General features: G+C 71.7%; 14 protein-coding genes. 4 read left to right on the top strand and 10 right to left on the bottom strand.

Going from position 1 to position 20802, the window contains the following annotated elements; all coding sequences use genetic code 11:
- Positions 1–15 precede the first annotated feature (15 nt).
- The 5 genes from OO47_RS11370 to hisC all read right to left on the bottom strand — a co-directional run bounded on the left by OO47_RS11370 (position 16) and on the right by hisC (position 9359).
- Complete coding sequence (locus OO47_RS11370) at positions 16–1728, bottom strand: sensor histidine kinase (RefSeq protein ID WP_030206885.1); 1713 nt, start codon at positions 1726–1728, stop codon at positions 16–18.
- Between the two features lie 23 nt (positions 1729–1751).
- Positions 1752–5384, bottom strand: a complete 3633-nt coding sequence (gene cydD, locus OO47_RS11365; RefSeq protein WP_030206884.1) for a thiol reductant ABC exporter subunit CydD — start codon at positions 5382–5384, stop codon at positions 1752–1754.
- Positions 5385–5433: 49 nt separating this feature from the next.
- A complete protein-coding gene (gene cydB, locus OO47_RS11360) occupies positions 5434–6477 on the bottom strand; it encodes a cytochrome d ubiquinol oxidase subunit II (RefSeq protein ID WP_051715287.1) in 1044 nt (347 codons plus the stop codon).
- Between the two features lie 18 nt (positions 6478–6495).
- Positions 6496–8004 (bottom strand): cytochrome ubiquinol oxidase subunit I, encoded by a 1509-nt coding sequence (locus OO47_RS11355; RefSeq protein WP_030206881.1) that lies wholly within the window; start codon positions 8002–8004, stop codon positions 6496–6498.
- Between the two features lie 257 nt (positions 8005–8261).
- Positions 8262–9359: a histidinol-phosphate transaminase gene (hisC, locus tag OO47_RS11345; protein ID WP_030206878.1), complete on the bottom strand. Its 1098-nt coding sequence runs from the start codon at positions 9357–9359 to the stop codon at positions 8262–8264.
- Between the two features lie 389 nt (positions 9360–9748).
- On the opposite strand from hisC, the gene OO47_RS11340 reads away from it, so the two are divergent.
- The 3 genes from OO47_RS11340 (at position 9749) to OO47_RS11330 (ending at position 13632) form a co-directional block, all read left to right on the top strand.
- Positions 9749–10855 (top strand): LacI family DNA-binding transcriptional regulator, encoded by a 1107-nt coding sequence (locus OO47_RS11340; protein WP_033208775.1) that lies wholly within the window; start codon positions 9749–9751, stop codon positions 10853–10855.
- An 859-nt stretch (positions 10856–11714) separates the two neighbouring features.
- Positions 11715–12791: a metallophosphoesterase gene (locus OO47_RS11335; RefSeq protein WP_245169179.1), complete on the top strand. Its 1077-nt coding sequence runs from the start codon at positions 11715–11717 to the stop codon at positions 12789–12791.
- 172 nt (positions 12792–12963) lie between these two features.
- A complete protein-coding gene (locus OO47_RS11330; RefSeq protein WP_051715283.1) occupies positions 12964–13632 on the top strand; it encodes a hypothetical protein in 669 nt (222 codons plus the stop codon).
- 1232 nt (positions 13633–14864) lie between these two features.
- Here OO47_RS11330 and thiC read toward each other — a convergent pair.
- Positions 14865–16655, bottom strand: coding sequence for a phosphomethylpyrimidine synthase ThiC (gene thiC, locus OO47_RS11320; protein ID WP_030206866.1), 1791 nt, complete (start codon positions 16653–16655; stop codon positions 14865–14867).
- Between the two features lie 211 nt (positions 16656–16866).
- Here thiC and OO47_RS11315 point away from each other — a divergent pair, with 211 nt between their 5' ends.
- Positions 16867–18276 (top strand): YibE/F family protein, encoded by a 1410-nt coding sequence (locus OO47_RS11315; protein ID WP_407696296.1) that lies wholly within the window; start codon positions 16867–16869, stop codon positions 18274–18276.
- A 126-nt stretch (positions 18277–18402) separates the two neighbouring features.
- Here the strand turns inward: OO47_RS11315 and OO47_RS11310 are convergent, their stop codons facing one another.
- From OO47_RS11310 to OO47_RS11295, 4 genes are all read right to left on the bottom strand, one after another.
- A complete protein-coding gene (locus OO47_RS11310; RefSeq protein ID WP_030206856.1) occupies positions 18403–18843 on the bottom strand; it encodes an SsgA family sporulation/cell division regulator in 441 nt (146 codons plus the stop codon).
- Positions 18844–18981: 138 nt separating this feature from the next.
- Positions 18982–19746, bottom strand: coding sequence for an IclR family transcriptional regulator (locus OO47_RS11305; RefSeq protein ID WP_030206853.1), 765 nt, complete (start codon positions 19744–19746; stop codon positions 18982–18984).
- Positions 19747–19987: 241 nt separating this feature from the next.
- Positions 19988–20206, bottom strand: coding sequence for a DUF5326 family protein (locus OO47_RS11300; RefSeq protein WP_030206851.1), 219 nt, complete (start codon positions 20204–20206; stop codon positions 19988–19990).
- 244 nt (positions 20207–20450) lie between these two features.
- Complete coding sequence (locus OO47_RS11295; RefSeq protein WP_030206848.1) at positions 20451–20768, bottom strand: cupin domain-containing protein; 318 nt, start codon at positions 20766–20768, stop codon at positions 20451–20453.
- Positions 20769–20802: the final 34 nt, after the last annotated feature.

Below are 20802 nucleotides of genomic sequence, written 5' to 3'. Positions count from 1 at the left end.
CGTGACCGGCACTCCCTAGAGCGGCGCCTCCCACACCACCGTCGTCCCGCCGCCGTCCTCCCCGATCCCCGGCCCGCACCAGCTCGCGCCCCCCAGGGACTCCGCCCGGCGCGCCAGGTTGCGCAGGCCGCTGCGCCGTCCGCCCGCCGGGATGCCGACCCCGTCGTCCGCGACCGTCAGGCGCACCCCGGCGGAGCCGTCGGGCAGGGTGACGCCGGCGTCGACGACCACCTCGATCCGGCTCGCGTCGGCGTGCCGGAACGCGTTGGAGAGCGCCTCGCGCAGGGCGGCGACGAGGTTCTTGCCGGTGAGCTCGCCGACCGTCGCGTCGATCGCCCCGAGGAAGCGGTGCGCGGGCTTGAAGCCGAGCGGCACGGCCGCCATGTTGATCTCCCGCAGCACGCGGGTGCGCAGCCCCGACGGAGCCTCGGCGGGTCCCTGCTGGAGCGCGAAGATCGCCGTACGGATCTCCTGGATGGTCACGTCCAGCTCGTCCACGGCCTTGCCCACGCCCTCGCGCACGGCCGGCACGATCGACCTGCGCTGGGCGCTCTCCAGCATCATGCCGGTGGCGAAGAGCCGCTGGATGACCAGGTCGTGCAGGTCGCGGGCGATCCGGTCGCGGTCCTCGTACACGGCGAGGCGCTCCCGGTCCCGCTGCGCGTCGGCCATCATCAGGGCGAGCGCCGCCTGCGAGGCGAACTGGGTGGCGAGCGTCCGCTCCGTCTCCGTGAACGGGCGGCCGTCCCGTACCCGCGGCATGGCGAGCGCTCCCAGCACCCGCCCGCCGCTCTGCAGCGGAAGGATCATGCTCGGCCCGTACGTCGAGGTCATCGGGCTGGTCATGCGGGGATCCGAGGAGGCGTCCGCGACGAAGACCGCCTCGCCCTCGAAGAGCTGCTCCACCACGTCGCTCTCGGGCGGGACCACCACGCCCAGCCACTTCGTGGACCGGGGCGAGGAGACGGCGACGACCTCCAGGCCGCCCTCCTCGGCGGGGAGCAGCACGATGCCCGCGTCCGCGTCGGCGAGCCGGCGGGCCTGTTCGGCGACGACCGTGAGGGCGTCGTCGGCGTCGCCGCCGGAGAGCAGGGCGGTGGTGACGGCGACCGAGCCGTCGATCCACCGTTCGCGCTGCCGGGCGGCCTCGTACAGGCGCGCGTTGCCGATGGCGATGCCCGCCTCGGTGGCGAGCACCCGGACCATGTGCACGTCGTAGTCGTTGAACTCGTCCCCGCCGCGCTTCTCCGCGAGATAGAGGTTGCCGAAGATCTCGCCCTGGACCCGGATGGGGACGCCGAGGAAGGTGCGCATCGGCGGGTGCCCGGGCGGGAAGCCCGCCGCGCGCGGATCCTTCGAGAGATCGGGGAGGCGAATGGTCTGCGGGTCGCGGATCAGGGCGCCGAGCAGCCCCGCGTGACCGTCGGGGCGGCGTCCGATCCGGTGGGCGGTGTCCTCGTCGACGCCGAAGGTGACGAAGTCGGAGAGGCTGTCGCCCTCGTCGTCGACGACGCCGATCGCCGCGTACCGGGCGTCGGCGAGTTCGGCGGCGGTCTCGCAGATGCGGTCGAGGGTGGAGTGGAGTTCGAGCCCGGTGCCGACCGAGCGCATGGCCTCCAGGAGCTGCGGCACGCGGGCGGTGAGCTCCGTGGACAGCCCCTGGAGGCTGCGGGTGGCCCGCGTGGCGGCTTCCAGGGGGTCCGGGGCGTCGGACTCGGTGGCGGTCATGGAACGAGCCTAGTAAGTCCTATTTAGCGAGAAAAGTCAGCTGCTCCGGTCGCCGTGGGGACGGCGAGCAGATCGGTCGCCCTCTCCTGTTCCAGCATCCGGCGCAGTGGCCCGTCCGCTGCCGCGAGCTCGGCGTACGGGCCGCGCTGCACGGTCCGGCCCCCGTCCAGGACGAGCACCTCGTCGACGGCGTCGAGGCCGTGCAGCCGGTGGGTGATGAGGACGGTGGTGCGGCCCTCGGTGGCCCGGAGCAGGTCGTCGGTGAGCGCGTCGGCGGTGGCGAGGTCCAGGTGCTCGGCCGGCTCGTCGAGGACGAGGACCGGGAAGTCGGCGAGGAGGGCCCGCGCGAGCGCGAGCCGCTGGCGCTGGCCGCCGGAGAGCCGCGCGCCGTGCTCGCCCACGAGGGTGTCGAGTCCTTCGGGCAGCCCGTCGACCCAGTCGAGCAGCCGGGCCCGGCGCAGCGCCTCGCGCAGCTCGCCGTCGTCCGCGCCGACCTTGGCGAGCCGCAGGTTCTCGCGCACGGAGCTGTCGAAGAGGTGCGCGTCCTGGGCGCACAGGCCGACCAGGCGCCGGACCGCGTCCCCCTCCAGCTCCCGGGCGGGGACGCCGCCGAGCCGGTACGTGCCGTGCTCCACGTCCAGGAACCGCAGCAGCACCTGGGCGAGCGTGGTCTTGCCGGATCCGGAGGCGCCGACGACGGCGACCCGGCGCCCGGCCTCCAGGGTGAGCCCGAAGCCGGTGAGCGCCGGACGCTCCTGTCCGGCGTACCGGGCGGAGAGCCCGGACAGCTCCAGGGGGAACGGACCCGCCGGGGGAGCGGCGGGCGTGTGCGGCTCGTGTACGGGCACGGGGGCGTCGAGCACTTCGAAGACCCGCTCGGCACTGTGCTTGACCCGCTGCCGGTACTGGACGGCGAGCGGAAGGCCGGTCACGGCCTCGAACGCGGCGAGCGGGGTCAGGACGACCACGGCGAGGGAGACCCCGTCGAGCCGCCCGTCCCGTACGGCCTGGACGCCGACGAGCGCGGCGGCCGCGACCGTCAGGCCGCAGACCAGGGCGGAGAGCCCGGCTCCGAGCGCGGTGGCGGCGGCCTGCCGGGAGGCGATGCCGGTGAGGACGCGGTCGGCCTCCCGGGTCCTTTCGATACGGCTCCGCAGGGCGCCGGCGACCGTCAGCTCGGCGCAGCCGCGCAGCAGGTCGGCCACGACGGTCGCCAGGGAGCCGCGCGCGGGGGCGAGCCGCCGTTCGGCCCGGCGGGCGAGGGCCCCGGCCGCCGCCGGTACGGCGACCCCCGCGACCAGCAGGCCCACGGCGAGGACGGCTCCGGCCTCGGGCAGCAGCCAGACGGTGAACCCGGTGGCCCCGACGCCCACGACGAGCGCGGCGCCCGCCGGGAGCAGCCAGCGCAGCCAGTAGTCCTGGAGCGCGTCGACGTCCTGGACGAGCCGGGCGAGCAGGTCGCCGCGCCGGGTGCGCCGCAGCCCGGCCGGGGCGATCCGCTCCAGGCGCCGGTAGACGGAGACCCGCAGGTCGGCGAGCATCCGCAGGACGGCGTCGTGCGAGACGAGCCGTTCGGCGTACCGGAAGACGGCCCGGCCGATGCCGAAGGCGCGCGTGGCGGTGACCGCCATCATCAGATGGAGGACGGGGGGCTGTTCGGAGGCCCGGGAGATGAGCCAGCCGGACACGGCCATGAGCCCGACGGCGGACCCGAGGGCGAGGCTCCCGAGCAGCAGCGCGAGCGCCATGCGGCCCTTCAGCTCCCCGGCCATGTCCCGGACCCGCCGGAGCGCGCCGCCCGGAGCCGCGCCTTCGGAGGCGCTTCCCCCCGTGCCGGAGGCGCCGGCGGCGACCGTCCCGGCCGCATCGGTCACACCGGCCGCACCGGTCACGCCAGCCGTACCGACGGCGGGCGCGGTCGCGGTACCGGACCAGACCGCCGCTTCGATCCTGCCGGGCGCCCCGGCTCCGGCCGCACCACCGGCCGACGGCGACGCCACCGGCGTCCCGGCGTTCGTTCCCAGGCCCACCACCCGGTCCGCCACCGCGAGCAGGGCCGGGCGGTGGACCACGAGCAGGACCGTCCGGCCGGCCGCGAGGCGCCGGACCGCGTCGACCACGCCCGCCTCCGTCTCGCCGTCGAGCGCGGCCGTGGGCTCGTCGAGCAGCAGCAGGGGCCGGTCGGCCAGGAACGCGCGGGCGAGCGCGAGCCGTTGCCGTTGTCCCGCCGAGAGTCCGGTGCCGTCCTCGCCCAGCGGGGTGTCGAGCCCGTCCGGCAGCTCCGCGACGAACCCGTCCGCGCCCGCGTCCCGCAGGGCCTCCCGCACCGCTTCGTCGGAGGCGTCCGGGCGGGCGAGCCGTACGTTCTCCGCGATCGTCCCCGCGAAGAGGTACGGGCGCTGGGGCACCCAGGCGATCCGCGAGCGCCATGCCTCCGGGTCGAGCCCCGCGAGGTCCTCGCCCCCGACCCGGACGGTGCCGCCGGGCTCCGGGGCCGTGAACCCGAGGACCACGTCGAGCAGCGTCGACTTGCCCGCACCGCTCGGTCCGACCAGGGCCACCGTCTCGCCCGGCTCGACCGTCAGCGTCACCGCGTCGAGCGACGGTTCGGCGCGCCCCGCGTGGCGTACCGTCACGGCGTCCAGTTCGAGCCGTACGGAGTCCGGGACCGCGCCCGTCCCCCCGTTCCGTACCGGCTGCTCCAGGACGTCGAAGATCTCCTCCGCCGCCGCGAGCCCCTCCGCCGCCGCGTGGTACTGCGCCCCCACCTGCCGCAGCGGCAGATACGCCTCGGGCGCCAGGATCAGGATGACGAGCCCGGTGTAGAGGTCGAGGTCGCCGTGGACGAGCCGCATGCCGATGGTCACGGCGACGAGGGCGACCGAGAGCGTGGCGAGGAGTTCGAGGGCGAAGGAGGAGAGGAAGGCGATCCGCAGCGTGCGCATGGTCGCCTGCCGGTACTCGGAGGTGATCGCGCGGATCGACTCGGCCTGGGCCTTGGCCCGGCCGAAGACCTTGAGGGTGGGAAGGCCGGCCACCACGTCCAGGAAGTGGCCGGAGAGCCGCGAGAGCAGCTTCCACTGCCGGTCCATCCGGGCCTGGGTGTACCAGCCGATGAGGATCATGAAGAGCGGGATGAGCGGCAGCGTGACGACGATGATGGCCGCCGAGACCCAGTCCTCGGTGACGATCCGGGCCAGGACCGCCACCGGTACGACCACCGCGAGGCCCAACTGGGGCAGGTAGCGGGCGAAGTAGTCGTCGAGCGCGTCCACGCCCCGGGTCGCGAGGGCGATCAGCGAACCGGTCCGCTGCCCGCTGAGCCATCCCGGTCCGAGCGCGGCGGCGCGGCCGAGGAGCCGCCCTCGGAGTTCGGACTTGACCGCCGCGCTCGCCCGGTGGGCGGCGAGCTCGGTCAGCCAGGAGACCAGCCCCCGCGCCACCGCCACTCCGGCGAGCAGCAGCAGGGGCGTGGCCAGGGCGGAAACCGACCGGCCCCCCTGGAAGGACCCCACCACGATCTCGGCGACGAGCATCGCCTGGGCGACGACCAGCGCCGCTCCGACGAGGCCGAGCACGACCACCGCGATCAGGAAGAGACGGGTGGCCCGGGCGTACCGGAGCAGACGCGGGTCGATCGGTTTCACGTGAAACATGCCCCTCTCTGAGCGCGGGCCGGCCCTGGCACGGCCGGCGGATCGTGGCCTAGTGGGTGTCGGCGGTGTGGTGCTGCGCGTCGGCCGTGTGGTGCTGCGCGTCGGCGATGTGCTGCGTACCGATCCGCTTGCGGAACACCCAGTAGGTCCAGCTCTGGTAGAGCAGCACCAGCGGGGTCGCGATCGCGGCGCACCACGTCATGATCTTGAGCGTGTACGGGCTCGACGACGCGTTCGTCACGGTGAGACTCCACTCGGGGTCGAGCGAAGAGGGCATGACGTCCGGGAAGAGCGCCAGGAAGAGCATCGCCACCGAGGCGGCGATCGTGATGCCCGAGAGCGCGAACGACCAGCCCTCGCGCCCCGCCCTGATGGCGGTGATCGCACCGACGAGCGCCACCGCCGCGACCACCATCGCCACGAAGCTGGAGGCGTCGCCCGTGTGGGCCTGGGTCCAGATCAGGAAGACGAGCGCGACCGCCGCCGTGACCAGGCCCAGCTTGAGCGCGAGCACCCGGGCCCGTACCCGGATGTCCCCGACCGTCTTCAGCGCGGCGAAGACCGCCCCGTGGAAGGTGAAGAGGGTGAGCGTGACCAGACCGCCGAGGAGCGCGTACGGGTTGAGGAGGTCGAAGAAGGTGCCCGCGTACTCCATGTCCGCGTCGATCTTCACGCCCCGGACGATGTTGCCGAAGGCCACGCCCCAGAGGAACGCGGGGAGCAGCGAGGTCCAGAAGATGGCCTGCTCCCAGTTGCGCTGCCAGTTCTCCTCGGGCCGCTTCGCCCGGTACTCGAAGGCCACGCCCCGGATGATCAGGCAGACCAGGATGAGCAGCAGCGGCAGGTAGAAGCCGGAGAACAGCGTCGCGTACCACTCCGGGAACGCGGCGAAGGTGGCACCGCCGGCGGTGAGCAGCCACACCTCGTTGCCGTCCCAGACGGGCCCGATGGTGTTGATGAGGACCCGCTTCTCGGGCCGGTCGCGGGCCAGCAGCCTGGTCAGGATGCCGATCCCGAAGTCGAAGCCCTCCAGGAAGAAGTAGCCGGTCCACAGGACGGCGATGAGTACGAACCAGACGTCGTGAAGTTCCATGCCTCGGTCTCCTGAGCCTCAGTACGAGAAGGCCATGGGCCGGTCGGGGTCGCGGGTGTCCCCGCCGATCTTGGTGGGCGGGTTGAGGTCGTCGTCGGTCAGCTCGGGCGGCCCCGCCTTGACGTACTTGACGAGCAGCTTGACCTCGATGACCGCGAGGACGGCGTAGAGCAGGGTGAAGCCGATCATGGAGGTGAGGACCTCGGCCTGGGAGACGCCGGGGGAGACCGCGTCCCGGGTGCGCAGCACGCCGTAGACGACCCACGGCTGGCGGCCCATCTCGGTGAAGATCCAGCCCCAGGAGTTGGCGATCAGCGGGAAGAGCATCGTCCAGAGCGCGACGATCCAGTACCACCTGCCGATGCGGGGGCTGAGGGCCTTGCTCTTGAAGAGGACCAGGTTCGGCACCTCGTCCTCGCCCGTCCGCAGCCCCGGTGCCAGCATGAACTTCTTCCGGGTCAGCCAGAGGCCGATGATCCCCAGGGTCAGGGAGGCCATGCCGAAGCCGATCATCCAGCGGAAGCCCCAGTAGGCGACGGGGATGTTGGGCCGGTAGTCGCCGGGGCCGTACTTCTCCTGCTCGGCCTTGTTGATGTCGTTGATGCCGGGGACGTACGAGGTGAAGTCGTCGTTCGCGAGGAAGGAGAGCAGGCCGGGGATCTCGACGGCGACCTTGTTGTGGCCCTTGTCGACGTCGCCGTAGGCGAAGATCGAGAAGGGGGCGGGCGCCTCGCCGTCCCAGAGGGCTTCGGCGGCGGCCATCTTCATCGGCTGCTGCTTGAACATGACCTTGCCGAGCAGGTCGCCGCTGACGGCGGTGCCGAGGCCGGCGATGATCAGGGTGACCAGGCCGAGCCGCAGCGAGGTCCGCATCACGGGGATGTGCTTCTTGCGGGCCAGGTGGAAGGCGGATATGCCGACCATGAACGCGCCGCCGACCAGGAAGGCCGCCGTGATGGTGTGGAAGAACTGGGTGAGGGCCGTGTTCTGGGTGAGCACGAGCCAGAAGTCGGTGAGCTCCGCCCGGCCGCGCTCCTCGTTGATGCGGTAGCCCACCGGGTGCTGCATCCAGGAGTTGGCCGCCAGGATGAAGTACGCGGAGAGGACGGTGCCGATCGAGACCATCCACATGCAGGCGAGGTGGATCTTCTTCGGCAGCTTGTCCCAGCCGAAGATCCACAGGCCGATGAAGGTCGACTCGAAGAAGAAGGCGATGAGCGCCTCGAACGCGAGCGGGGCACCGAAGATGTCACCGACGAAGCGCGAGTAGTCGGACCAGTTCATGCCGAACTGGAACTCCTGCACGATGCCGGTGACGACGCCCATGGCGATGTTGATCAGGAAGAGCTTGCCCCAGAACTTCGTCGCCCTGAGGTACTTCTCGTTCTCCGTCCGCACCCAGGCGGTCTGGAGACCGGCGGTGAGCGCCGCGAGGGAGATCGTCAGCGGGACGAAGAGGAAGTGGTAGACGGTGGTGATGCCGAACTGCCAGCGCGCCAGAGTCTCTGGCGCCAGAGCGAGGTCCACGTCGCTTTCTCCTTACATCGCCGTGGTCACATCGGCGCTCTGCCCTGGCCTTACCGCCCATAGGCGGACGAACCGGGGCACGCTTGTGAACGCGTTCACATTCACAAGCATTATGGCTCATATGAAATCCGTACTTGTCTCCGGGGGCCCTTTACAGGGCGTCTCCTTGCTCACATCTCCCCCCGTACGCGGACGGCCCCCACGAGCAACCGCTCGCGGGGGCCGTCACCACGCCTCTCGGCGCTCTCCGGTCGGGGTCAGAGCTCCTTGCGGAAGGCCTCCGCCGCCTGGAGGAACAGGTCGTTCGCCTCGCCCTCGCCGATCGTGACGCGCACGCCCTCGCCGGCGAACGGACGCACCACCACGCCGTGCCGCTCGCACGCCGTCGCGAAGTCCACCGTCCGCTCGCCGAGCCGCAGCCAGACGAAGTTCGCCTGCGTGTCCGGAACGGTCCAGCCCTGCTCGACCAGGGCCGCGCGGACCCGCTCGCGCTCGGCCACCAGCGAGCCGACCCGGCCGAGCAGCTCGTCCTCGGCCCGCAACGAGGCCACCGCCGCGTCCTGCGCCAGCTGGCTCACGCCGAACGGCACCGCCGTCTTGCGCAGCGCCGCCGCCACCGGCTCGTGGGCGACCGCGAAGCCGACCCGCAGCCCCGCCAGGCCGTACGCCTTGGAGAAGGTGCGCAGCACGGCGACGTTGGGCCGGTCGCGGTACAGCTCGATGCCGTCCGGGATCTCGGGGTCGCGCACGAACTCCTTGTACGCCTCGTCGAGCACGACCAGGACGTCGGACGGCACCCGGTCGAGGAAGCGCTCCAGCTCGGCCCGGCGCACCGCGGTGCCCGTGGGGTTGTTGGGGTTGCAGACGAAGATCAGCCGGGTCCGGTCGGTGATCGCCTCCGCCATCGCGTCGAGGTCGTGCACCTCGCCGTCGGTCAGCGGCACCTGCACCGAGGTGGCCCCGCTGATCTGCGTGATGATCGGGTACGCCTCGAAGGAGCGCCAGGCGTAGATCACCTCGTCGCCCGGGCCCGAGGTCGCCTGGAGCAGCGACTGCGCGACCCCGACCGAGCCGGTGCCCGTGGCCAGGTGCGAGACGGGCACGCCGAAGCGCTCCGCCAGCTCCTCCATCAGACCGGTGCAGGCCATGTCCGGGTACCGGTTGAAGGTGTCGGCCCCGGCCACCACGCTCTCCAGGACCCCCGGCAGCGGCGGGTAGGGGTTCTCGTTGGAGGACAGTTTGAAGGCCACGGGCCCGCCCGCGGCGGCCGGCTTGCCCGGCTTGTAGGTGGGGACGCCGTCCAGCTCGGCGCGCAGCCTGGGGCTGCCGGTGCTCGTCCCGCTGGTCTCGCTCACAGTGTGGCCTCCTCGACCGTCCGTACCGCCAATACTGCTCACCTTAAGAGGATTCGCCTCCGCTGCGAATGGGCTGTGGACAACAGGAGGGACACGGTCCCCGACGGCCTCCCGGTCGCTCCGGGGAGAGGGGGCGCGCGAACGGGTGGCGCGCGCCGGTGGCGGGCGCCGTGGCGCGCGTCCCCCGTAGAGGTGAGTTGAGACCTCTTCGAAACTTCACCCCCTCGCCAGGCTCACGCCGCCCGACAACCACAAGTGACAGGTTCCATCAGACAAGTACCTTCACTTCAAAGGCAGTTCATGGTTTTAGATCATGCAGAAACGTACCTGTCAACGTCTGCATATGCGGCCGTCCCGACCGCCCCTCATCGCCCTACTATCGGCTCGCCATGACAGCAGCAGGGAAGCACCAGGTGAGCCGGGCACAGACCCGGGGAAGCCGGCAGGGCAGGGCGGGCATCCGGGACGTCGCCGCCGCCGCCGGGGTCTCCATCACGACTGTCTCCGACGCGCTCAACGGGAAGGGCCGGCTCCCCGACGCCACCCGCCGCCACGTCCGCGAGGTCGCCGACCGGTTGGGCTACCGCCCGTCCGCGGCGGCCCGCACGCTCCGTACCGGCAAGTCGGGACTCATCGGCCTGACCGTGACCACGTACGGGGATGAACCTTTCACCTTCACCGAATTCGCGTACTTCGCGGAGATGGCCAGGGCGGCCACGTCGGCCGCGCTCGCCCGGGGCTACGCCCTGGTCATCCTCCCCGCCACCTCCCGCCATGACGTCTGGTCGAACGTCGCCCTCGACGGCACCGTCGTCATCGACCCCTCCGACCACGACCCCGTCGTCACCGAACTGGTCCGCCAGGGCCTGCCCGTCGTCTCCGACGGGCGCCCCGCCGGCACCCTCCCGGTCACCGCCTGGGTCGACAACGACCACGAAGCCGCCGTCCTCGACCTGCTCGACCACCTCGCCGACGCCGGCGCCCGCCGGATCGGCCTCCTCACCGGCACCAGCACGGACACGTACACCCGCCTGTCCACCACCGCCTACCTCGACTGGTGCGCGCGGGTGGGCCAGGACCCCGTCTACGAGGCCTATCCGGCGCACGATCCGTGCGCGGGCGCCGTCGCGGCCGACCGGCTGCTCGCCCGCCCGGACCGGCCCGACGCCGTGTACGGCCTCTTCGACCCCAACGGAACCGACCTCCTCGCGGCCGCGCGCCGCTACGGCCTGCGCGTCCCGGACGACCTGCTGCTGGTCTGCTGCAGCGAGTCGGCCGGCTACGCCACCACCGAACCGCCCATCACGACGCTCTCGCTCAAGCCGCGCCGGATCGGCACGGCCGTCGTCCAGCTCCTCATCGACGCCATCGAGGGGGTCGAGAACGACGGGCCGGTCGAGCGGGTGATACCCACCGAACTCATCGTCCGCACCTCCTCGCAGCGCCGTCCGCCCCGGACGACGGTCAGTCCGCCGCGGTCACCCGCGAAGGACTGACGTGACGGGGGCCGGCCCCGCGAAGAGGCCGCCTCCGAAGAGGTCACCTCCGACGAGGTCACCTCCGAAGAGAACGCCTCAGAAGAGAACACCCCGAAGAGGACGGCCCCGAAAAAGGCGCCTTCGAAGAAGGCGCCCTGGGACACGCCGTTTCCGTCCCTGCCCGTGGGCGGGAACGGCCAAACCGAACACCGCACCGGCCCCAACCCTGGACTGGACCTTCCTAATTCGGGCGAAACGACCGGTGAACCCGGAGTGGACCCGGATTCACCACCCCTGGTGCGTCACACAGGAGGACGCTCATTCCTATGATGGGCGGACGACACCGCGGACCACCCCGACCAGGCCGGTCCGCGATGTGCAGGGCATCGCGACGGTGGTGGAGGGGTCGATGACTCAGGGGGCCGGTCAGGAGCCCGTGGTGCGCACGGCGACATTGCGTGACTTCCGCGTACCGCCGTACGCGCGCGTGCCCGTGCAGAGCCATGCCGGCGAACCGTCGGGCCCGGAGCCGGCGCCCGCACCGGCGGAGCACGCCCACGCCGGAGACCCGGCGTCCTACCCGACTCCGGCGCACCACTCCGCCCCGGGCGCCCACCCGGAGCCGCACACCGCCCCGGCCGAGTACGCGGCCCCGGTCCCGGACGGCCGGCCGGCCGCCGAGCCCCTGCCCCCCGTCGCATCCTCCCCGGTCGAGGCCGTGCCGGTGCCCGTGCCGATGCCGGTGCGCCCCCCGGCGGCCGAAGCCGTACCGCAGACGCCCGTACCGCAGACGCCCGTACCGCAGACGCCCGTGCCACAGACGTCCGTACCGCAGACGCCCCCGGCCCCGCAGCAAGCGCCCGCGGCCGCCGCGCCCATGCCCGCCGACCCGACCCTCCACCTCGGCCACCGGACCACCGCGCCCCCGTACCCCGCCGCCGCCCCGGCCGCCCCCGCGGGCCCCACGGCCCCCGTCGCCTCCGGCCACCCCGGGAACGCGTTCCCCGAGGGCGAGGTGCCCGAGGGGTACACGCCGACCGAGCGCGACCTGCCCGTCATCAACCGCGGCGACACCGTCCAGGTGAAGGCCTCCCCCGCGCCCGCCCCCGCCGGCGAGGCCCAGGCCGGTGCCGGGCCCGGCCCGCTCTACGTCGTCGGCGACGTCCACGGCTACCTCGACGAACTCGTCGCCGCCCTCCGCGCCCAGGGCCTCATCGACGAGAACGGCGGCTGGGCCGCGGGCAACGCCCGCCTCTGGTTCCTCGGCGACTTCACCGACCGCGGCCCCGACGGCATCGGCGTGATCGACCTGGTCATGCGGTTGTCCGCCGAGGCCGCCGCCGCCGGCGGCTACTGCAAGGCCCTCATGGGCAACCACGAGCTGCTGCTCATCGGCGCCAAGCGCTTCGGCGACACCCCGGTCAACTCCGGCGCGGGCACCGCCACCTTCCAGGCCGCCTGGCTGCTCAACGGCGGCCAGAAGCAGGACATGGACCGGCTCCAGGACGTCCACCTCCAGTGGATGTCCCGGCTCGACGCCGTGGTGCGGGAGGACGACCACCTCCTCGTGCACTCGGACACCACCGCGTACCTCGAATACGGCGAGACCATCGAGGACGTCAACGACACGGTCCACGAGATCATCAACCGGAACGACGCGGACGAGGTCTGGGACGTGTTCCGGAAGTTCACCAAGCGCTTCGCGTTCCGCGACGACGGGGGACCGCAGGCCGTCCAGGAGCTGCTCGCCACCTACGGCGGCAGCCGGATCGTGCACGGCCACAGCCCGATCCCGTACCTGCTCGGCCAGGTCGGCACCGAGGACGGCGAGGACGGCGGCGGCCCGGTCGTCGACGGACCGCACGTGTACGCCGACGGGCTCGCGATCGCCATGGACGGCGGAGTGACCATGGCCGGAAAGCTTCTGGTCGTCCAACTCCCCCTGAACGGCTGAGCGAACGCCGACCTATCACCCTGCGCATCCGGGGAGGGCGATTTCCGGAAACACCCTGTCAGGCCGCGGCATCGCGGCCATAACATCGGTGCATCCGTAGCAGGCTCTCCTCCGTTTCCGCCCGCCCGGCCGTGTCTTCCGCTGCCGTCACGGGCCTACGGAGCATCGGGGGATGCACATGAACGTGGCTCCGCACCTGCTGACCGAGGACCGCGCCGAGTACGAGCGGGTCCTCGACGACGCACTGAGCACCGCCCACGCACGTCCGGAACTCGCCGGGGTCGGCTCCCGGCTCACGGTCGCGCAGCTCCGCGCGATGACGCTGAACGCGACGGCGCTCGTCACCTCCGCGGCCGCGAGCGAGTACGACCACTTCGTGAAGGTCCGCGAGCAGAACCGCGCGTCCGCCGGGGCCCGGGACCCGGACGCGCACGACCGCCCCGACTCCGGCATCGGCACCGGCACCGGCGCGGGCGTCGTCGCCATCGTCACCGTCATGGTCCCGGTCCTCGCGGGCGCCGCCGCCGTCATCTTCCTGCTGGTCGGAGCGGTGCTGCACGCCCTCGCGCCGACCGTGGCGTTCGGCGCGACCCTGCTCACCGCCGGTCTGGTCTTCGGCTCCCTCGCCGCCGCCGGACTGCTCTGCGCGGCCGCCGGACTCCTCGTGACGGCCCTGCGCAACAGCCCGGTCGAGGTGAGCACGGGCGGCCCGCCCGCCGCACCGGACGACGAACTCTCCCGCGCCCGCGAGGCCTGGCGCCACGCCCTCCTCGAACGCGGCATCCTCCCCTTCCTCCACGACGCCCTCGCCGCCACCCCACCGGCCCCGACCGACCCCTGACGCACCGGCCCGGCCCGCGACTCCCCCGGAGCCACGAGTGGCCGGGCCCTCCACCCGCCGCCACCCCTGTGACCTCCTGAGCTGCGTCAGTCCTCCGGAAGATCCGGAACGCCGTGCGGCAGGGGAAGTCCATGCACCCGACCGGATACGCCAGGAAGGCCGCCATGGCCGCGGCATCGACGTCCCTCCTCGCCGGGTGCACGGGACAACAAGCCCTGGAGCCGGCCGCGGAGGGGTCCGCCCCGAAGCGGGTCGTGAAGAGACCCGCCCCCTGGACGGACCTGCCGGTGCGGACCGGGGCACGGGACGTCGTCCACCGGTCGTACGAGCTCAGGATCACGGCCAAGAGCCTGGTCCGGGGCTCGAAGGAGGACATGGAGGGGGCGCGCGTGGACCGGGAACCGAGGAACAGGGTTCCCCACTGCCTCACCTTCCAGGTCACCACCACCGGCCGGAGGATGTTCCCCGAAGCCGACATGGTGCACAACGACCTCTTCCTGAACAGCACCGACTGGACGCAGGGGGAGAAGGCCTACGGCGGCGGGGGCAGGCCGGGCGGGGTCGACCTGCCCTGCGCGGCCACCGCGCCGACGATGCCGGCGCCCGGCGACTCGTACGACACCTGTGCGACCTATGTGCTGCCCGAGGGCGTGGGTGTGCTGTCGCTGACGCACAACGCCGACGGCTACCTCGACGAAGGCGGTGCGGTCGCCACGCGGCCCGTCGAGGGGGGCCTCAAGGCGGCGTCCGCCGGGCTGGCGGAGCCGGGCGGCGTCTTCCGCGTCCGGTGGGACGCCCGCGAGGACGGCGTCCTCGAACTGCCCGCCACGCCGGTGTCCGTACGCCGGGGGGACGCGGCCGGCCTCGCGGCCCTGGACCTCCTCCTGAACGAGAACGAGCGGCGCGGCGTCCCGTACTACGTGGTGGTCACCTCCACCGATCCCGGGCCGAGGAACCTCCACCCCGACCAGACGGGCCGGGTCCGTCTGCTCACCGAGGGCGATCGGCGGATACGAGGGAAGACCCCCTACGTCCTCGGCAGGTCCGGCGGGAAGATCCCCGGCTGCCCGTCCGACCGGGTCGCCCGGACGGTCCCGCCGGGCGACAGCGTGACGGAGCGCAGCGTCCACCTGGTGACGGACGACGGCGACAAGCCGTTCGCGGTGGGCTTCGCGGAGGCGGGCCGGCCGGGCCTGGTGACCTGGCGGGCCCCCTCCGCCGAGGCGGCCGGATCAACCGGCCGAGCCACCGCCCGTCTCCGCGAGCGGCAGGTACACACGGTTGCCCGCCGCCGCGAACTCCTTCGACTTCTCCGCCATGCCGGCCTCGATCTCCTGCTCCGTACCGCCGTGTTCGCGGCGGATGTCCTGGGAGATCTTCATCGAGCAGAACTTCGGACCGCACATCGAACAGAAGTGCGCGGTCTTCGCGGGCTCCGCCGGCAGCGTCTCGTCGTGGAACTCGCGCGCGGTGTCCGGGTCGAGGGCCAGGTTGAACTGGTCCTCCCAGCGGAACTCGAAGCGCGCGTCCGAGAGCGCGTCGTCCCACTCCTGCGCGCCCGGGTGCCCCTTGGCGAGGTCCGCCGCGTGGGCCGCGATCTTGTACGTGATGACACCGGTCTTCACGTCGTCGCGGTTGGGCAGGCCCAGGTGCTCCTTGGGCGTCACGTAGCAGAGCATGGCCGTGCCCCACCAGGCGATCATCGCCGCGCCGATGCCGGAGGTGATGTGGTCGTACGCGGGCGCGACGTCCGTGGTCAGCGGGCCGAGCGTGTAGAACGGCGCCTCCTCGCAGATCTCCTGCTGGAGGTCGATGTTCTCCTTGATCTTGTGCATCGGGACGTGCCCGGGGCCCTCGATCATCGTCTGCACGTTGTGCCGCTTGGCGATCGTGTTCAGCTCGCCGAGCGTCTTCAACTCCGCGAACTGGGCGGCGTCGTTGGCGTCCGCGATCGAGCCGGGGCGCAGGCCGTCGCCGAGCGAGTACGTGACGTCGTACGCCGCCAGGATCTCGCAGAGCTCCTCGAAGTGCGTGTAGAGGAAGTTCTCCTTGTGATGCGCGAGGCACCAGGCGGCCATGATCGAGCCGCCGCGCGAGACGATGCCGGTCTTGCGGCGCGCGGTGAGCGGCACGTACGGCAGGAGGACGCCGGCGTGCACCGTCATGTAGTCGACGCCCTGCTCGGCCTGCTCGATCACCGTGTCCTTGTAGACCTCCCAGCTCAGCTCCTCGGCCTTGCCGTCGACCTTCTCCAGGGCCTGGTAGAGCGGCACGGTGCCGATCGGCACGGGGGAGTTGCGCAGCACCCACTCGCGGGTGGTGTGGATGTTGCGGCCGGTGGACAGGTCCATGACCGTGTCGGCGCCCCACTTGGTCGCCCAGGTCATCTTCTCCACCTCCTCCTCGATGGAGGAGGTGACGGCGGAGTTGCCGATGTTGGCGTTGACCTTCACCAGGAACCGCTTGCCGATGATCATCGGCTCGATCTCCGGGTGGTTGACGTTCGCCGGGAGCACGGCCCGGCCCGCCGCGATCTCCTCCCGCACGACCTCGGGGGAGACGTTCTCGCGGATCGCGACGTACTCCATCTCCGGCGTGATCTCGCCACGGCGGGCGTACGCGAGCTGCGTCACCGCCTGGCCGGAGCGGCCCCGGCGCGGCAGGCGGGGACGGCCGGGGAAGACCGCGTCGAGGTTCCTGAGCCCGCCGCCGCGCGGCGAGGTGTGCTTGATGCCGTCGTCCTCGGGGCGGACCGGGCGGCCCGCGTACTCCTCGGTGTCGCCGCGCGCGATGATCCAGTTCTCGCGCAGCGGCGGCAGGCCCCGCCGCACGTCGGTGTCGACGGCGGGGTCGGTGTACGGGCCGGAGGTGTCGTACAGCGTGACGTCCCGGCCGTTGGTGAGGTGCACCTGCCGGACGGGCACCCGCAGGTCGGGGCGCGAGCCCTGGACGTATCCCTTGTGCCAGCCCGGCGTGCGGCCTTCCTGGCTGGTGGCAGGCGTGCGTGCGTCCTGAATGGTCATGAGACCGATCTCCCTACGCCGGCATTACCCGGTAACAGGTTCGGCGGTCGGCGCAGCCTCCTCCCGTACGTACATCGGTACGCGCGTACGGTGATCAGCGCCCTCTCAGCCCGGTGCTCCGAGCTCCCGCGTGTGCAAAGGTGCCACCACGCTAGCGTCATCCCGGGCGTGCTGAACAGTGGGCCCCCGCCGTTCTTGCGATGATCGGTCGGTGACTTCCCCCCAGCAGACCCCCGAGCCGCACGACCACTCCCACGGTCCGGGACCGTCGTCCCACGGCCACGGGCCCGGTTCCGGGCACGGCCAAGGGCACGGATCCGGTCACGGCCACAGCCACAGCCACGGACCCGCCGCCCCCGTGTCCCGGCACCTGCGCAAGGTCATCGCCGCCGTCCTGGTCCCCTTCGCCACCGCCGTACTGGTGGGGCTCGTGGCCCTGTGGCCCGGCGGCGCCCCGCCGCACGAGCGCACCGGCGTCGGTTTCGACCGGCAGACCGAGCAGGGCAGGGTCGTCTCCGTCGAGCACGTCGACTGCAAGGTCGTGAACGCCGGTCAGGTCCCGCCGACCGGGGACACCTCCACCCCGGAGGGGCGCGAGGCGGTCGAGTCCCAGCAGGGGGAGTGCAAGAGGGCCAGGATCGAGGTCACCACCGGCCCGAACAAGGGGCGCGAGTTCACCGAGATCGTGCAGCCGGGCGCACCGCGCCAACTGGAGGAGGGACAGGGCGTGGTGGTGGCGTACGCACCCGACGCCCCGTACGACCTCCAGTACGCGGTGACGGACGTGAACCGCAAGGTGCCGATGGCGGTGCTCGCCGGCATCTTCGCCCTCGCGGTCGTGGTGGTCGGGCGGATGCGGGGGCTCATGGCCCTGATCGCGCTCGCCGTGAGCTTCCTGGTGCTGACGTTCTTCATCCTGCCCGCGATCCTGCAGGGGTCGAACCCGCTGGTCGTGGCGGTGGTCGGGTCGAGCGCGATCATGCTGATCGCGCTCTACATGTGCCACGGGCTCTCGGCCCGCACCTCGGTCGCGGTGCTCGGCACGCTGATCTCGCTGCTGCTCATCGGGCTGCTCGGTTCGCTCTTCATCGGCTGGGCCTCGCTCAGCGGCAACACCGACGACAACACCGGCCTGATCAAGGGGCTCTATCCGGACATCGACATGTCCGGTCTCCTGCTGGCCAGTGTGATCATCGGTTCGCTCGGTGTGCTCGACGACGTGACGGTCACCCAGACCTCGGCCGTCTGGGAGCTGCACCAGGCCGATCCGGGCATGGGGCCGCGCGGCCTGTACCGGGCGGGGATCCGGATCGGCCGCGACCACATCGCCTCGGTCGTGAACACGCTGGTGCTCGCCTACGCGGGCGCCGCCCTGCCGCTGTTGCTGCTCTTCTCCATCGCGCAGAGCAGCATGGGGACGGTGGCCAACAGCGAGCTGGTGGCCGAGGAGATCGTCCGGACACTGGTCGGCTCGATCGGCCTGGTGGCGTCCGTCCCGGTCACCACGGCACTCGCGGCGCTCGTGGTCTCCGCCGACCGCGCGGAGGGGGCCGGCCGCCCGGGGACCGGCGGCCGGAAGCCCTCGTCGGCGCGGGGCGGACGCCGCCGCCGCGCCAAGTGACGTGAACGCGAGAGGTGGTACGTACGGTCCGTCGGCGTGCCGGCTCGGGGGGTCGGCTACGCAGAAGGGCCGGGAGGCGTCCGGGCGGAACCCGGATCAGGTCGGCTCGGTGACGGTGCGTCCGTTTCAGGCCGGTCCGGCGTTCTCCTCGGCCAGGATCCGGCCCAGCGCCGCCTCCAGATTGTCCTCGAAGTCGCCGAGCGTCCGTTCCTGACCGAGCGGAACCAGCTTGTCCGTGCGGTCGAGGAAGGCGACGAGGGGTGGCGCGCTGGCCCGGAACAGAGCGCGGTCGCCGCCGACCTGGAGCCGGATGGAGACGTCCGAGAGCCGTTCGGGCTCGGTCGGGGCGATGTGGACATCGCCGTCCCCGCTGGGCCGGTTGATCCCGTCGAGCAGCAGCTCACGGCCGAAGGCCCAGGTCACGGGTGCGTCCCCGGGGAGATGGAACGTCATCCGCACCGCGTAGGGATCCCGGGTCTCATACCGCAGTTCGACCGGGATCTTGAAGGAGAGCTCCTCGGAGACGAGGAAGCTCATCAGGACCTCGGCCTGAACCGACTCTCGCATCATGTACCCCGCAGTAGATCAAGCAGTTGTGTAAACACAGCTGCTGAAAGCTGTGACCGAAACGGCCAGGAATGATCCCCCGTGGCCCTCTTGACGCAATCGTGCTGTAAGCACTAGCAGATCACAAGGAGTGATTTTTCAGATACTGATAGAGAACGCGAGCGATCCGAAGAGCCGCCCGATCTCCGTGCGTAGTCGCTCGATCGCTGGGAGCAACCGTTCTTGCTGGTGGAGGGGGAGGGAAATGGCCATTGCGGCCGCTGCGGAGCCCGCCGTGATGGGGATTGCGGCGCAGACCGTGCCGAGCGCATATTCCTGACGCTCCACCAGGGGTTCCATTCTCCCCAAACCACCCAAACGATCCAAAAGCACACTCCGGTTACTCACCGTGTACGGGGTGATGGTTTCCACCGGGTGGCGGTCAAGGTGGTCTTGACGGGTTTTCGGATCAAGTTGGCTCAAGATGCACTGCCCGATCGCGTGGGCGTGCGCCGTCTCGCGGAAATCGGCCCATTCCTCCACTGCGGGGGCGGAGGGGGTGTCGGCGACGGCGACGAGCTCGACCTCTCCCTCCCGGTAGACGGCGAAGTAGATCGGGACGCCGATCTCGTCCCGCCAGCGGGCGAGAGAGTTTTCGATCTTGATGCGACGATTCTGCACGGCTCCACCGGCGGCCAGCCGGATGGCGGCGTCCCCCAGGACGAACACGCCCTTCTCGCGGAGCAGATAACCCTCGTGCGTCAGGGTGCGGAGCAGGTGGTACGTGGTGGGCAGCGGAAGGCCGGTCTCGCGGGCGAGCTGTTTCGCCGGGGCACCGTCCGGGTGGGAGGCCACCGCCTCCAGGAGTCTCAGCGCTCGCTGCACCGAGCCGATCAGGGTTGGAGCGGTCGTCTGCGTAGCCATGGCCAAAGGTCACCCCCAGGCGTGACGACGGATGCGTCGCACCCGCCCGCGGGGGCCGCCCCCGCGCCCGCCGGGCCTGGGAAACCGCTGGTCGGTAAGGAGGTCTACGCCTGTAGTCCCCATCGCGGCGGAGAGATTCCACTGTAGTGGGAGCCTCCGGGCCCCCACCCCGTTGAGCCCGGCCCGTTCCCCCGCCCGGGCTAACACTCTCCCTTGCCGCCGTACCGATGAGTGGCTTGTGCTACCAGTCCTCGCGCGACCGGCCGGAGGAGCTGAACTTCCGTACGACGTAGATCAGTCCGGCGACGAGGGCCACGAAGAGCAGCACCTTGAAGAGGAGACCGATCACGAAGGTCAGGACGCTGGTGATCAGTCCGCCGAAGACGAGCAGGGCGAGGGCGGGTATGGCGACCCACTTCACCCACCAGGGCATTCCCGCGAGCATCTCCCGTGCGGCCATCGTCCTACCTCGCTTCCGAAGAACCGTCCCGCGCACTCCGCGCCGAACATCCTCAAGGCTAGGCGGCGGAAGGGGCCCACGGGGGCCGCAGGGCCCCCGCTCTCCCCTGATCCGCCCCCTAGGGGGCCGGGGCGGTACCGGCCCCGCGACCCGGGGCCGGCCTTCCGATCGCTCGGCCCTCCGGAGGAAGTCCTCCGAAGTCGGCCGCCCGGGGGCGGTCCTCCGGGGCCGGCCCTCCGGCCGCTCAGCCCTCCGGGGGCGAGAACACCACCATGACCCGCAGGTCCTCGCTGATGTGATGGAACTTGTGCTCCACCCCGGCCGGCACGTAGACCACGCTGCCGCGCGCCACCTGGGTCGTCTCCGTCCCCACCGTGATCGCCGCCCGGCCGCTCACCACGAAGTACACCTCGTCCTGGCGGTGCGGCTGCTGGGGGTCGAGCTCCCCGGCGTCGAGCGCGTACAGGCCGACCGACATGTTCCGCTCCCGCAGGAACTGGAGGTACGCGCCCTTGTTCGCGGCACGCTCCGCCTCCAGTTCGTCCAGCCGGAATGCCTTCATCGCCCGTCCGCTCCTGCCCTCGGCCCGATCACGT

This window comes from Streptomyces bikiniensis (assembly GCF_000716625.1).
Lineage (GTDB): Bacteria > Actinomycetota > Actinomycetes > Streptomycetales > Streptomycetaceae > Streptomyces > Streptomyces bikiniensis.
This window is presented reverse-complemented; position numbering and strand designations above follow the sequence as displayed.

What these genes read in the sequence shown, in the direction of transcription:
- OO47_RS11310 (WP_030206856.1), bottom strand. Translation starts at nt 18,843, where the DNA reads ATGCGAGAGTCGGTTCAGGCCGAGGTCCTGATGAGCTTCCTCGTCTCC.
- thiC (WP_030206866.1), bottom strand. Translation starts at nt 16,655, where the DNA reads ATGACCATTCAGGACGCACGCACGCCTGCCACCAGCCAGGAAGGCCGC.
- OO47_RS11305 (WP_030206853.1), bottom strand. Translation starts at nt 19,746, where the DNA reads ATGGCTACGCAGACGACCGCTCCAACCCTGATCGGCTCGGTGCAGCGA.
- OO47_RS11340 (WP_033208775.1), top strand. Translation starts at nt 9,749, where the DNA reads ATGACAGCAGCAGGGAAGCACCAGGTGAGCCGGGCACAGACCCGGGGA.
- cydB (WP_051715287.1), bottom strand. Translation starts at nt 6,477, where the DNA reads ATGGAACTTCACGACGTCTGGTTCGTACTCATCGCCGTCCTGTGGACC.
- OO47_RS11330 (WP_051715283.1), top strand. Translation starts at nt 12,964, where the DNA reads ATGCACATGAACGTGGCTCCGCACCTGCTGACCGAGGACCGCGCCGAG.
- OO47_RS11295 (WP_030206848.1), bottom strand. Translation starts at nt 20,768, where the DNA reads ATGAAGGCATTCCGGCTGGACGAACTGGAGGCGGAGCGTGCCGCGAAC.
- OO47_RS11300 (WP_030206851.1), bottom strand. Translation starts at nt 20,206, where the DNA reads ATGGCCGCACGGGAGATGCTCGCGGGAATGCCCTGGTGGGTGAAGTGG.
- OO47_RS11335 (WP_245169179.1), top strand. Translation starts at nt 11,715, where the DNA reads ATGCCCGCCGACCCGACCCTCCACCTCGGCCACCGGACCACCGCGCCC.
- OO47_RS11370 (WP_030206885.1), bottom strand. Translation starts at nt 1,728, where the DNA reads ATGACCGCCACCGAGTCCGACGCCCCGGACCCCCTGGAAGCCGCCACG.
- cydD (WP_030206884.1), bottom strand. Translation starts at nt 5,384, where the DNA reads ATGTTTCACGTGAAACCGATCGACCCGCGTCTGCTCCGGTACGCCCGG.